Here is a 14,282-nt window from a genome sequence, read left to right on the forward strand (position 1 = left end):
ATCAAAAAATGAAAAAAGTTTAGCTATATCGCTAAACCATGGAGACGATCTTTTTGCGTTTTATATTGATACAAGTAAATGGCACATAAAGTTTCTTTAGAAAACATTGGCATGATCCAATTGGATTCCCATAATGTTTGATCAACAAGTTTTAGATAGATGAAGCAAATCAGTTCTTCCGAACCTAAATCGGTTAAAAATTTAGTTAAACGAGTTACTGAATACCCTTTTGTCTGAAAGATATCACAACATGCTTTCAAGGTGGTTTCAAATTTTTCAACAATCATTTCATTAATAACGTTGAATTGATAAATCTGATAAGGATCTATTTTATATAATTCTGCCAAAATATCCAAAATAATCAAAGTATAATCGGGAATATCTAACGACAGTTTATTCACATGCTCTAACAGAAGATGCGTAAACGGTACGATATCAAAAATACGAATACGTTTTTTAATCGATTCACGATTAATCTTGGCTTCATAACCGAGAATACTGTAGTAGATATGCTGACACAATATGTCATCAATTTCGGGATACAAGGTATACTTGAACCCTAAATAATGCCCATACGCCTTCATCGTGTCATAATAGCCCATAAGCCGGCGATGTGCCAATACATCACTGTCAAAATCCAGAAATCCGCCATTATCATTTAGGGGAGCAATATATTTAATATTAGGACGATGTGTATATTCCTCATGAGTAAACGTTTTGGCATTCAATTCTACGGCAATGATTTCCGTCGCCCCCATCTTAAAAGCAAGATGAATGGGCAGATTATCATAATATCCGCCATCTATATAGCCATGATCATTAAAATAATGAATCGGAAATGCAGGAAAACAAGAAGCAGAAGCAATCAGGTAATCCGCTAATTGTCCCTGTGGGATTTGTTTCTTCGTTATTTCTATTGGTTTAAGGGAAGGATATTCTACTGTGACTAAACCAAAATCAATGGCAGATTGATTTAATTTATCTTGATTGGCCAGACGATGTACCATCTTAATCAAAGGTTCGATATTTGCTCCTTTAGAATTAATATAGGATTTAAAAAAAGGAACGATTAAGTTTGTATTGGAAATAAGGGAATCTAACGAAAAATCTGTACTGAATCCATCTTTTACGACTTGTTCCACCGTCATATTCTGCCATAACTCCAACAATTCATTATAATCTTTTTGAGCGATCATACACCCATTCAGCGCCCCAATCGAACTGCCGGTTACAATATCCGGATAAATCCCCAATTCATCCATCGCTTTAAGAAAACCGGCTTCATAAGCTCCTTTTGCCCCACCACCGGATAATACGAATGCTCTTTTCATAAAATCAACTCCTTAACTCCATTATACTACAAATGTTATATATTTATTTCTTAAATTCATTTCAATAGTGTGTATATAAAAAGAGAATGCAAATACATACGTACAGTACTTTGCATTTTCATGAGAAGATAGAATAAAAAAATATAAAATATTAGCACTCAATACTTGACGGTGCTAACCAGATGTATTAAAATAGCTTTAGCACATGTGATAAAAGAGTGCTAGGAGGATAATAGATATGAGTAAAAAACAATTTAAAGCCGAATCAAAACGTTTATTAGATCTAATGATCAACTCTATTTATACGCATAAAGAAATCTTTTTAAGAGAATTAATTTCAAATGCTTCAGATGCATCTGATAAACTGTATTATAAAGCCTTAACGGAAAACTTATCAGATATTAATAAAGAAGATTTGAAGATTGAAATTAAAATCGATAAGAACGAACGCAGTTTAACATTGATCGATCATGGGATCGGGATGAACAAGGAAGAATTAGAAGAAAACTTGGGTACGATTGCCAAGAGCGGCTCTTTATCATTTAAAGAAGAACTTAAGAAATCAGAAGAAAACAATAGCGATGTCGATATTATCGGTCAATTTGGAGTTGGCTTCTATGCTGCTTTTATGGTGGCCAGCAAAGTCACTGTCTTATCTAAAAAATACGGTGAAGATGAAGCCTATTTATGGAGCAGTGAAGGAGAAGAAGGGTATTCATTGGAAAAATCAATGAAGAGTGATCATGGAACTACGATTACCCTATATTTAAAATCCAATACAGATGATGAAAACTATGATGAATATTTAGATGAATATACATTACAGTCTTTAGTTAAAAAATATTCAGATTATGTTCGTTATCCGATTATGATGGATATGACAACTTCTAAAAAGAAAGAAGACAGCGATGAATATGAAGACATCATTGAAACAAAAACATTAAACTCAATGGTACCATTATGGAAACGCAGTAAATCTGATATTACCGCAGAAGAATATAATGAATTCTATAAAGACAAATTCAATGATTATACCGATCCGTTAAAAGTTATTCATACGAGTGTAGAAGGAAATGTCTCTTTTGATGCTTTATTATTTATTCCTTCAAAAGCGCCAATGAACTATTATTCTCAAGATTATGAGAAAGGATTGCAGCTTTATTCAAGAGGGGTTTTCATCATGGATAAGGCAAGTGAACTGATTCCTGAACATTTCCGTTTTGTGAAAGGGTTAGTGGATTCTCAAGACTTATCTTTAAATATTTCACGTGAGATGTTACAGCATGACCGTCAGTTAAAAGTCATTGAAGGACGTATTGAAAAGAAAATCAAATCTGAACTTGCTAATATGCTGAAAAATGACAGAGAACACTATGAAGAATTTTATAAGAACTTTGGTTTACAGTTAAAATATGGTATCTATCAGTCTTATGGAATGAAAAAAGATCTGCTTCAGGATTTATTGATGTACTATTCTGCTAATGAAGAAAAGATGATCACTTTAAAAGAATATGTTGAACATATGAAAGAAGATCAAAAACATATTTATTTTGCTTCCGGTGAATCAATCGAAAAAATCTCTAAATTACCGCAATGTGAGTTATTAAAAGATAAAGGCTATGATCTTTTATACATGGTGGATAATGTTGATGAATTCTGTATTCAGATGATGCAAGAATTTGAAGAAAAAACATTTAAAAATATCGCTCAGGGAGATTTAGATTTAGAAACGGAAGAAGAAAAGAAGGAATTAGAAAAACAAAACGAAGAAAACAAAGAAATGTTGGAATCCATCAAAACAGCATTAGGTGATAAAGTCGTTGATGTTAAAGTGTCTTCACGTTTGAAATCACATCCTGTTTGTTTAGTCAGCAGTGATGGTATCTCATTTGAAATGGAAAAAGTACTGTCACAAATGCCAGGACAGGAAGATATGCCGATGAAAGCCGGAAAGATTTTAGAAATCAATCCAAACCATCCGATTTTCAATGCTTTACAAGAAATGAAAGATGAAGAACAAATCAAAGATTATTCACAATTATTATATGATCAGGCATTATTGATCGAAGGATTTGATGTGGAAGATCCAATCGAATTCTCTAACAAGATTTGTGAATTAATGATTAAGGCAAAAGTCGCACAGTAAAAAACCTACCATTTATTAAAAAGTGTGCTATAATGTTTTCATAAGAATTTAAGGAGGATAAACACATGAAATCTACATTATTTAAAGTGGCTTCAATTGGAATCACAACGATGATCGGTGCATTTTTATCTATTAAATATCTTGAAAACGAAATGGATAAATGCTTTAACGAAAGAAGAAATTCAGGTGAATAGATGAATAAAGGACTGTAACCCATTACATTTGGGGAAGTCCTTTTTTATTACACGGAAAAGGGAGGAAAAGAGATGGATCAAAATTTAAAAACATTGATGGATCTAAAGATAGAAAAGACTAGAAATGCATTGATTAAAAATAATATGGAGGCACATATTGTAGAAAATGCAGAGGATTTAAGATCATTAATAAGCAAATTGATTAAACCGGGAACATCTGTCAGTGTGGGGGGAAGTCAGACTTTATTTGAAACAGGCATCATCGATCAGTTAAGAGGGATGCCGATTACCTTTAATGATCGCTATGAACCAAATTTATCAGCCAAACAGATCGATGAGGTGCATCGTCAGGCTTTTTTTGCGGATTACTTGATTACCAGCAGCAATGCCATCACCGAGGATGGTCTGCTTTATAATGTTGATGGAAAAGGGAATCGTACAGCTGCTTTGATTTTTGGTCCTAAACATGTCATTGTGGTGGCAGGAATGAATAAAATTGTTTCTGATTTAGAAGCCGCTATTCAGCATGTGGAAAACGTGGCGGCACCGGCAAATGCTATTCGTTTAAATAAGGAGACACCTTGTACAAATTTTGGTCACTGCGCTCATTGCAAATCAAAAGACCGTATCTGTTCTCACTATGTGGTGACTGGGCGTCAAGGGACTCCCGGACGTATCAGTGTGATTTTAGTAAAAGAAAGTTTAGGCTACTAACCTGAACTTTTTTTATAAACACGCAGATGGGATTTATGGTATAATGGAACAAATCAGTGTGAAGACAAGCATTATGCAAACCGATGATCCTAATCATACTGAAAGAAATAACAAAACAACTAAAATGCTGACCTCGTGATCATCTCACTAATGAGGAAAAGCAGGTATAAAAATGATTTAAAGGAGAAGAAGTATGTTGAAGTTAGAAGAAGAAATCTGTAAAAGAGGAAAGATCATGAATGGAGAAATATTGAAAGTCGATTCTTTCTTAAATCATCAGGTTGATCCGAAGCTGATGGAAGCGATCGGAGAAGAATTCTATCATTATTTTAAAAAATATCCAATTACAAAAGTAGTGACGATTGAAACAAGCGGGATTGCGCCGGCTTTGATGTGTGCTTTAAAATTAGAAGTTCCGATGATTTTTATCAAGAAAGCACAACCTTCGACGATGCAGGAAGCGTATGTATCCCATGTTTTTTCATTTACAAAAAATAAATCTTACACAATTTGCTTATCTAAGCATTTAATTGATAAAGAGGATCATATACTATTTATAGATGACTTTTTAGCAAACGGTCAAGCATTTTTAGGGGTAGAACAAATCATCCGTGAAGCTGGGGCTGTTATCGATGGGGTTGGAATTGTCATTGATAAAACGTTCCAAGATGGTCATCTGCTGATTAAAGAAAAAGGATACGATCTGTATTCGTTAGCTAAAATAAAAAGCTTAGATGAAAATGGGGTAATATTTGATGAATCATTATAAAACATTATTGTTTGATTTAGATGGGGTAATCTTTGATTTTAAAAAAGCCGAGGAACACTCTTTCATTGAAACCTTTAAGAAAATTGGCATTGAGGTTGATGAGACGCTGTTTAAACGTTATCATCAGATTAACGATCAGTTATGGAAAGCATTTGAACTGGGGCAGGTGACAAAGGATGAAGTGACGATTGGGCGCTTTAAACAACTGTTTGAACAGTTAGGCGTGGACTATCCTTATGACCGTTTTGCCAATGCGTATCAAGAGGGTTTGGCAGATGGCTATTTTTTAATACCACACGCTAAAGCAACATTGGAAACCTTATCTTCTTCTTATCGTTTATTTGCAGTGACCAATGGGGTATCGAAAACAGCTTTTAAGCGTTTGAAAGGAACAGAGACGTTACAGTATTTTCAAGATGTTTTTGTGTCAGAAGATCTGCATGCACAAAAGCCAAGCATGGACTATTTTAATCAAGTCTTTTCAAGAATCGAAGCATTTGATCCCAAGACAACATTATTGATTGGCGATTCACTGACATCCGATATACAGGGCGCAAATAATGCCGGATTAGACAGTTGCTGGATCAATACCACTCAACAACCGTTGACGGGGACTGCGATTCCAACCTATCAAATCACACATATCGAAGATATATTTGAAATATTAGTTAAACGCGCCTAAAACAGTTTGAAGCGTTTAACTTTTTTTGCTATAATAGGGCAAAGGGGTGAAATTATGACGTTAGATTTAGTACAGCCGGGAACAAGTGCGACCGTCGAAGCCGTCGGGGGAGAAGGCTTATTGAGAAAAAGATTACTTGAGATGGGATTGACTCCGAATACTTTAGTAAAGGTGAGAAAAATAGCACCGATGGGAGATCCGATCGAAGTTTATTTAAGAAGCTATGTATTAACAATCAGAAAAGAAGATGCAGCTAAGATCACAGTGAAGGGGGTAAAATAGTGGAACATTTGATTGCTTTAGTCGGAAATCAAAACTGTGGGAAAACCACTTTATTTAACCAACTGACCGGATCAAATCAGCATGTGGGGAACTTTCCGGGAGTTACCGTTGAAAAAAAGATGGGAACGATGAAGCGTCATAAAGACATTACGATCGTCGATCTTCCGGGGATTTATTCTTTAACTCCCTATACATCAGAAGAGATTGTAACAACGGACTTTTTATTGAAAGATCGTCCTGAATTGATTATTGATATTATCGATGCGACCAATATCGAAAGAAACTTATATCTGACTTTACAGATGATGGAGTTAAACATACCGATGGTCATAGCATTAAATATGATGGATGAAGTTGTGGGAAGTGGCAACAGCATTGATGTTTCCGGTTTATCCGAAGCGTTGGGAATACCGGTTTATCCGATTTCAGCCAGCAAGGGAGACGGGATTATTGATTTAGTGAATCAAGTGAATGCAATGCTCAAGAATCAGCCGCCGGTTCATCATGTGGATTTCTGTTCGGGTGAAATTCATCGTGCAATCCACGCTATTCGCCATTTAATTGAAGACCATACCGAGCGTTTGCGTTTGCCTAATCGTTATGTGGTGACACGTTTAATTGAAGGAAATGAACAGCTGGAACAGGAATTAGGGCTAACCGATGAAGAATGCCATATTATTCATCATATAGTCGAAGAAATGGAAAAAAATTTGCAAACCGATCGTGAAGCTGCGGTCGTGGATATGCGTTATAATTATATTGAGAAAGTTTGTCAGCAATGCGTCTTTAAAGAGGGCGAAACAAATGAACAGATTCGTTCGGAAAAGATTGATAAATTACTGACCAATAAATATTTAGCAATTCCGATCTTCATTGGGATCATGTTCCTAATCTTTTATTTGACTTTCAGTGTGATAGGCGGACCGCTTCAGGAACTGTTAGAAAGTGGTATTGATCAATTCAATCAAATGCTATCAGGATTACTGCAAACTTGGCAGGTGAATGAGCTGCTTCAATCATTGATTATTGATGGAATTTGCAGTGGGGTAGGAAGTGTCTTATCTTTCATGCCGATCATTGTAGTCTTGTTTTTCTTCTTATCCTTGTTAGAGGATAGTGGCTATATGGCACGTGTTGCTTTTGTCATGGATAAGTTTTTAAGAAAACTGGGATTATCGGGACGTTCGTTCGTTCCCATGCTGATCGGATTTGGCTGCAGTGTACCGGCAATCATGGCGACACGTACTTTATCCTCTGAACGTGATCGTAAAATGACTATTGTGCTGACACCTTTTCTTTCATGCAGTGCTAAACTGCCAATCTATGGAATGATTACAGCGGCATTCTTTTCACAAAAAGCAGCCCTTGTTATGATTACGATCTATTGCATTGGCATCTTTGTCGCAATCCTATCCGGATTACTATTAAAAAATACTGTGTTAAAAGGGGAACCGGTTCCTTTCGTACTGGAACTGCCGGCATATCGTATTCCCTCATATAAAAGTGTTTTGATGCATATGTGGGAAAAAGCAAAAGACTTCATCAAAAAAGCATTTACGATCATTTTTATTGCTTCGATGGTAATTTGGTTCCTACAGTCTTTTTCATGGAATCTTACTTTGGTAGCCGATAGTTCAAACAGTATTTTAGCTTCTATCGGAAATTTCGTTGCCCCGATCTTTAAACCGATGGGCTTTGACGACTGGCGTGCTTCTACGGCGCTGATTACCGGGATTACGGCAAAAGAATCGGTTGTATCGACGCTGACTGTTCTGCTTGGAAGCGACAATTCAATGATGTTAAGTCAAATGCTGCAAACGATCTTTACCCCTCAGAGTGCCTTTGCTTTTTTAGTGTTTACGGTTCTCTATATGCCTTGTGTCGCAGCCTTTGCGGCTACTAAAAAAGAACTGGGATCCTTAAAGGAAGCCCTGTATTGTGCCTTGTTTCAAACCGGTACAGCCTATGTGGTTTCACTCGTCGTTTATCAGCTTTCATCCCTGTTGATGTAGCTTTCTAGTTTAGAAAAAATGACAAAATAATAAAAATATATGTTACATTGTACTTGCTAACATAAGTATATAAAAAAGAGATGCCAGTGCATCTCTTTTACTTTATGATTCTTGTCCACTGATATGGATCTTCTATTTTTCCCCATTGAATACCTGTTAATGTATCATACAAACGTTGTGTCAACGGTCCGGTTTTAAAATCGTTAATAGTGACGATATCCCCTTGGTAATTCAGTTCGCCAACCGGAGAAATAACGGCTGCGGTTCCGGTTCCGAACACTTCTTTTAAAGTGCCGTTATGTCCGGCTTCCATAAGGTCATCGATGCTTAATTCTCTTTCAGAGACTTTGTATCCCCAGTCTTTAAGCAGTCTCAGCATAGAATCACGTGTTACTCCCGGAAGTACCGAACCATCGATTGGAGCAGTGATAATCTCATCACCGATATAAAACATAATATTCATCGTTCCGACTTCTTCTACATATTTACGATGAACACCATCCAGCCATAATACCTGCGTATAACCGTTTTGTTCTGCTTTGACTTGTGCTGCTACGCTGGCCGCATAGTTCCCACCGCATTTTGTAAAGCCGGTTCCGCCTTTGACCGCGCGTACATACTCATCTTCTACCCAGATTTTAATTGGATTGACCCCTTCTGGATAATAAGCACCTACCGGTGAAAGGATAATGATGAATTTATAGCTGTTTGCCGGATGCACACCGACACTTGGCTGAGCGGCATACATAAATGGACGAATGTAAAGTGATGTATCCGGTGCGGTAGGAATCCAGTCCTGTTCATATTTAACGATTGCTTCAACCGCTTCAATAAACATTTCCTCCGGTAAAGCCGGCATACACAAACGAGCATTGGAATTAATCATTCTTCGTGCATTCATTTCCGGTCTAAACAGTAAGATATCGCCGTTTGGATTACGATAAGCTTTTAATCCTTCAAAAGTTTCCTGTGCATAATGCAGCACCATAGCGGCAGGGTCCATAGCGATCGGTTCATAAGGCGTAATTCTGGCATCGTGCCAGCCTTGTCCCTCATCCCAATCAATCGTCAGCATATGATCGGTAAAATAATTTCCAAAACCAAGATGATTCTGATCTGGTTTATCTTTTAAATGTGTACTGCGTGTTATCTTGATATCCATATATAATCCCCTTTTTTAATGATTATAAGTAATAATACGCTTTTTTATTAGACTTTTCAATAGTTTATTCCTATTATCTAAATATTTTTATAATATTTCGCTTTCTCACAAAAAATATCTGTTTTAATTAATTTAAAAGCTTGCTATAATGGGAAGTAGGGGTGAAGATATGGACAAAGAATTACGTCAGGCAAAAGTTTTAGAATTGATTAGAGAGACAAAAGCACCTTTAAGTGCCGGAAAACTAGGAAAAATGCTGGGAGTCAGCCGTCAATTGATTGTTGGGGATATTGCTTTGCTGCGAGCAAGCGGAGAAAAGATTTTTGCGACCCCACGCGGCTACTTATTAGAAGAAGTTAAAGAAGAAGGAATTACCGCTCAAATTGCCTGTATTCATACTCGTGATGAAATGGAAGAAGAATTAAATATTATTGTCGATGAGGGCGGAGAAGTGGTCGATGTTCTTATCGAACATGCCCTATATGGCGAACTGCGTGGTAATCTTCATTTAGTGACACGTCATGATGTCCGAGAATTTATTGAAAGCTGTCAGGCTCAGGAAGCACCGCTTCTTTCCAATTTGTCTAATGGGGTTCATCTTCATACGATCCGTGCCAAAGACATAGAAACACTTCAGCGTATTGAAACCCATTTGCGCCAATCCCATTTGCTCTATGAAAAAGAGGAATAGTGAAACATTTTTTCGATTAATTTAGAGATCATATTATTAAACGGCATGATGGCAATGATGGATACCAGATTGAATAGGGCATGAAAGATGGCCAACTGCATTTTCACGGGAACAACAAAGGTTAAGATATAGTTATAGATCGGAATATAGAAGATAATAAAGACAACTGCGCCGATCAAGTTAAAGAGAAAATGGTACATTGCTGCCATTTTGCTTTCTTTGCTGCCGCCAAGACTGGCAATATAGGCGGTGATGGTCGTTCCTACATTGCTGCCGGTAATCATGAATAATGCGATCGGTAAATTAATGATATTCAAAAAACATAACTGCTGAATTAACGCAACAAACGCACTTGATGACTGAATGCACGTTGTCAGCAGAATACCGAAAATGAATGAAAATAACTTATGTTGAGACATCAATAGAATTAATCCTTGAATTTGAGGAAATTCAAGAATCTTAACGAGTTCACTTTCCATCAATGTGATTCCAAAAAATAAAAGACCAAAATAGAAGATTCCTAACGCAAGTTTGGAGTCTTTTTTTATCATATAAAAAGCGATGCCTAAAATCAAACAAAGCGGAGCTAAACCTTGAATCTCGATACCGGTGATAAATGCTGTCACTGTTGTTCCCAGATTGGCTCCCATGATAAAACCTATGCTTTGCTTAAAGGTAACGATATCAGCACGAATCAAAGAAATAATGATTGCCGTTGTCCCCGAACTGGATTGAATTGTGCCTGTTAATACAGTTCCCGCTAATAATGACAAGAAAGGATTATCAGCATATTTTGAAATTTTTAATTTGGCAGAATCTGTTACACAACTTTTTAAGAGTGATGAAATTTGAGTAATACTAAATAAAAATAACGCTAACCCGGATAAAATAGATAAAATAAACATAGGGCACCTCCTTTATTCATTATATGTGAGAGGTACCTAAATATTTTGTGAGGTTATGTTGATATTTGCTTTAAAATCTTGTAAAATGTATCCAGTAAACAGGGGAGGGAAAAATGTGAAGAAATTTAAGAAATTTATCTCTTATTATCGACCATATAAAGCTTTATTTATCGCTGATATGATATGTGCCAGTATTGCCGCAGGCGTGACCTTGGTATTCCCAATGGTCACACGCTATATTACCGGAACCATCTTGCAGACAGAGCCAATCGAATTCAATACCATCTATAAACTTGGTATCTTTATGATTGTTTTAGTAGCTGTAGAGTATATTTGTAACTACTTTATCGCATATCAAGGACATGTCATGGGGGCTAAAATGGAACGTGATCTGCGTTCCGAATTGTTTGCTCATTATCAGAAACTATCTTTTAGTTTCTATGATGATCAAAAAACCGGGCAGTTGATGTCACGTTTAACTAATGACTTATTCTCATTGACAGAGCTGTATCATCATGGACCGGAAGACTTACTGATCTCATTGATTAAATTTATCGGGGCATTCATTATCTTGATGACTATCGATGTTCAATTAACACTGATCGTCTTTGCTTTCTTGCCGATCATGGTCATCTTTGCTTCTTATTTTAATAAGAAGATGAATCAAGCCTTTACCAACAATAAACGTAAGATTGGGGATATCAATGCCCGTATTGAAGATAATCTTTCCGGGATACGTGTCGTACAGTCTTTTGCGAATGAGGAAAAGGAAAAAGAAAAATTCGCTTACAACAATAATCAGTACGTATTAAGCAAGAAAAACAGTTATAAGTATATGGGTGGCTATCATTCAGGGCTAAGTGCTTTTATCAGTATGATTACAGTCACTGTGATTATTGTCGGGTCTGTTTTAATTGGGAAACAACAGATGTCGACGCCGGACTTGATTGCTTTCATTTTATATATCAATAACTTGATCGATCCGGTAAAAAAACTGATTAACTTTACTGAACAGTTTGCTGAAGGGATCACTGGATTCAATCGTTTCTTGGAAATGTTGGAAATTGAACCAGATATTCAAGATCAGCCGAATGCAATCGAATTAAAACAAGTCAAAGGTGAAGTCACTTTTGAACATGTCGGATTCAAATATAAAGAGGGATTGGACTATGTTTTAAAAGATATCAATCTGCATGTTGAGTGTGGAGAATACATTGCCTTAGTAGGATCTTCCGGAGCCGGGAAAACAACAATCTGCAGTTTGATTCCACGTTTCTATGAAGTGAGTGAAGGACAAATTTTGATCGATCATCAAAATATTAAAGACGTCACTTTAAAATCCCTGAGACAAAATATCGGAATCGTTCAGCAGGATGTATATTTGTTTGCTGGAACAATCATGGATAACATTCGCTATGGTAAACCGGATGCAACTGATGAAGAAATCATTCAAGCCGCTAAAAATGCAAATGCACATGATTTCATTATGGAACTGCCGGAAGGATATAATACGGACTGTGGTCAGCGTGGCGTAAAATTATCCGGCGGACAAAAACAGCGTTTATCGATTGCCCGTGTATTCTTGAAGAATCCACCGATCTTAATTTTTGATGAAGCAACCAGTGCTTTGGATAATGAAAGCGAAAGAGTAGTACAGGAATCATTGGAAAAACTGGCACAGAATCGTACAACATTTGTAATTGCCCATCGTTTGTCAACGATTAAAAACGCCAAACGTATTATCGTATTGACAGAAGACGGTATCGCTGAACAAGGCGATCATGAAACACTGCTGGCTAAAGACGGGGAATATGCTAAATTGTATAATATGCAGTTTAAAGATTAAAGCGGATCAATGAATCCGTTTTTTTGCTTTTATACTAATGGCTGTCATACTTCAATACAATACGATGTGTATGTATTAAATATCAGTTAAAGTTTTGATTTATTGATACTAAATAGTGCTCTAATCTATATGTTTACATTCATTATTTTTCTCATAATCATCGATCTTATGTTTAAATAAGAAGAAAACAGCCACGCTAAAAAGGGAGATGATAACATGATTAAAACGATTTCAAAAATTACATTATATGTACATGATCAAGAAGAAGCAGAACGCTTCTGGGTAGAAAAATTAGATTTTAAAGTGAAGATGAAACAACCGATGGGAGAAAATCATTATTGGCTGGAAGTTTGTCCAAAGGATGCGCAAACCAGTTTTGTTCTTTATGATAAGGACATGATGAAACAACAAAACCCAGATACCAACCTTGGACATCCATCCATTTTACTTTCAAGTCCTGATGTGATGTTTACCTTTCAAATGCTGACAGACCGTGGGGTAAAGGTTGATCCGGTAGTCGATATGCCTTATGGAAAGATGTTTACCTTCTATGATCAAGATGGAAATGCCTATTTGTTAAGAGAAGACAAATAAGCATTTCTTTTTTTAATGATTTATGATAGAATATGACGAAAAGAAACGGAGGCATAAAGATGAACACAATTTTATTTGATTTGGATGGAACATTAACGGATCCCGCACTCGGGATTACGAACGCTGTAAGCTATGCATTAAAACATTATGGAATTGAGGAAGAATATCAAAATTTACTGCGCTTTATCGGACCTCCGTTAGTTGACAGCTTTATGGATTATTATGGATTTGATCAGGAAAAAGCACAAGAAGCCGTTGGATATTATCGTGAATATTTCAGTGAAAAAGGTCTGTTTGAAAATGTAGTATATGAAGGGATGGATCAATTTCTCGCTGCGTTGAAAAACGAAGGGTATATATTAGCCGTCGCAACAAGTAAACCCGAAACATTCGCTGAAAAGATCTTGGAGCATTTTCACTTATCCCATTATTTTACTAAGATCTGCGGTGCTACGATGGACAGCAGTCGTTCTAAAAAGGGAGATGTCATTGCCTATGCATTAGATCAATTAAAGATTACGGATCCCAATACGGCTGTGATGATAGGGGATCGTCAGCATGATATTGTCGGAGCACATCAAAATAAATTGAAAGCGGTCGGCGTTTTATATGGTTATGGTGATTTAGAGGAAATGAAAGAATACCAAGCAGATTATATCGCGAAAGATTTGAATGAATTAATGGCTGTTCTGCATGCATTATAAACTTCACATAGTCGGTATATGTGTATAAAAATTTGTAATATTTCCCAGGAAAATGTCAATTCTATGATATGATAATTCCTTAAATTACAATGAACTTATTTTTTATTGACAAACCTTTGATTAAATTTTATACTTTCTATGGGAATGAAGTTCTCCCATAGTGATGAAACTAAAACTGCTTAAAAGCTAATGACTTCTACATTTTATAATGTAGGGTGCATTAGCTTTTTTTGTCGAAGGAGGAGATTAT

14 protein-coding genes and 1 riboswitch are annotated in these 14,282 nt (G+C 36.3%); of the genes, 11 read left to right on the forward strand and 3 right to left on the reverse strand.

Annotated elements, in window-relative coordinates; translation table 11 throughout:
• Window positions 1–23 precede the first annotated feature (23 nt).
• Window positions 24–1,331 carry a patatin-like phospholipase family protein gene (locus BN1225_RS13970; RefSeq protein WP_052466217.1) on the reverse strand — a complete coding sequence of 436 codons (1,308 nt, stop codon included), beginning with the start codon at window positions 1,329–1,331 and terminating at the stop codon, window positions 24–26.
• Window positions 1,332–1,569: 238 nt separating this feature from the next.
• On the opposite strand from BN1225_RS13970, the gene htpG reads away from it, so the two are divergent.
• From htpG to feoB, 7 genes are all read left to right on the forward strand, one after another.
• Entirely contained in the window at window positions 1,570–3,477 is a 1,908-nt protein-coding gene (htpG, locus tag BN1225_RS01785) for a molecular chaperone HtpG (protein ID WP_041138130.1), read from the forward strand.
• Window positions 3,478–3,542: 65 nt separating this feature from the next.
• Complete coding sequence (locus BN1225_RS15030; protein ID WP_278247256.1) at window positions 3,543–3,671, forward strand: hypothetical protein; 129 nt, start codon at window positions 3,543–3,545, stop codon at window positions 3,669–3,671.
• A 72-nt stretch (window positions 3,672–3,743) separates the two neighbouring features.
• Window positions 3,744–4,385, forward strand: a complete 642-nt coding sequence (locus tag BN1225_RS01790) for a lactate utilization protein (protein WP_041138131.1) — start codon at window positions 3,744–3,746, stop codon at window positions 4,383–4,385.
• 193 nt (window positions 4,386–4,578) lie between these two features.
• Window positions 4,579–5,154, forward strand: a complete 576-nt coding sequence (locus tag BN1225_RS01795; RefSeq protein ID WP_041138132.1) for a xanthine phosphoribosyltransferase — start codon at window positions 4,579–4,581, stop codon at window positions 5,152–5,154.
• A complete protein-coding gene (locus BN1225_RS01800) occupies window positions 5,141–5,836 on the forward strand; it encodes a YjjG family noncanonical pyrimidine nucleotidase (RefSeq protein ID WP_041138133.1) in 696 nt (231 codons plus the stop codon). Before BN1225_RS01795 ends, BN1225_RS01800 begins: the two co-directional genes overlap by 14 nt.
• A 54-nt stretch (window positions 5,837–5,890) precedes the next feature.
• Complete coding sequence (locus tag BN1225_RS01805) at window positions 5,891–6,118, forward strand: FeoA family protein (protein ID WP_041138134.1); 228 nt, start codon at window positions 5,891–5,893, stop codon at window positions 6,116–6,118.
• Window positions 6,115–8,130, forward strand: a complete 2,016-nt coding sequence (gene feoB, locus BN1225_RS01810) for a ferrous iron transport protein B (protein WP_041138135.1) — start codon at window positions 6,115–6,117, stop codon at window positions 8,128–8,130. The genes BN1225_RS01805 and feoB overlap by 4 nt, the downstream gene beginning before the upstream one ends.
• 97 nt (window positions 8,131–8,227) lie before the next feature.
• Here the strand turns inward: feoB and BN1225_RS01815 are convergent, their stop codons facing one another.
• Window positions 8,228–9,292 (reverse strand): branched-chain amino acid aminotransferase, encoded by a 1,065-nt coding sequence (locus BN1225_RS01815; RefSeq protein ID WP_041138136.1) that lies wholly within the window; start codon window positions 9,290–9,292, stop codon window positions 8,228–8,230.
• A 169-nt stretch (window positions 9,293–9,461) separates the two neighbouring features.
• Between BN1225_RS01815 and BN1225_RS01820 the strand changes: the two genes are divergently transcribed.
• On the forward strand, window positions 9,462–9,983 hold the full coding sequence (locus tag BN1225_RS01820; protein WP_041138137.1) for a transcription repressor NadR: 522 nt from the start codon (window positions 9,462–9,464) through the stop codon (window positions 9,981–9,983).
• Here the strand turns inward: BN1225_RS01820 and BN1225_RS01825 are convergent.
• Entirely contained in the window at window positions 9,965–10,888 is a 924-nt protein-coding gene (locus tag BN1225_RS01825) for a Na/Pi cotransporter family protein (protein WP_052466219.1), read from the reverse strand. The two genes, BN1225_RS01820 and BN1225_RS01825, sit on opposite strands and share 19 nt — an antisense overlap.
• Before the next feature lie 85 nt (window positions 10,889–10,973).
• Between BN1225_RS01825 and BN1225_RS01830 the strand changes: the two genes are divergently transcribed.
• From BN1225_RS01830 to BN1225_RS01840, 3 genes are all read left to right on the forward strand, one after another.
• Window positions 10,974–12,734 (forward strand): ABC transporter ATP-binding protein, encoded by a 1,761-nt coding sequence (locus BN1225_RS01830; RefSeq protein WP_052466310.1) that lies wholly within the window; start codon window positions 10,974–10,976, stop codon window positions 12,732–12,734.
• Window positions 12,735–12,950: 216 nt separating this feature from the next.
• Window positions 12,951–13,328 carry a VOC family protein gene (locus BN1225_RS01835; protein ID WP_041138139.1) on the forward strand — a complete coding sequence of 126 codons (378 nt, stop codon included), beginning with the start codon at window positions 12,951–12,953 and terminating at the stop codon, window positions 13,326–13,328.
• Between the two features lie 59 nt (window positions 13,329–13,387).
• Complete coding sequence (locus tag BN1225_RS01840; protein WP_041138140.1) at window positions 13,388–14,032, forward strand: HAD family hydrolase; 645 nt, start codon at window positions 13,388–13,390, stop codon at window positions 14,030–14,032.
• 131 nt (window positions 14,033–14,163) lie between these two features.
• A riboswitch (Fluoride riboswitch) is annotated at window positions 14,164–14,238 on the forward strand.
• The last annotated feature ends 44 nt before the right edge of the window (window positions 14,239–14,282 follow it).

The organism is Beduini massiliensis, from assembly GCF_000829905.1.
GTDB classification, from domain to species: Bacteria; Bacillota_I; Bacilli_A; order Erysipelotrichales; family Coprobacillaceae; genus Beduini; species Beduini massiliensis.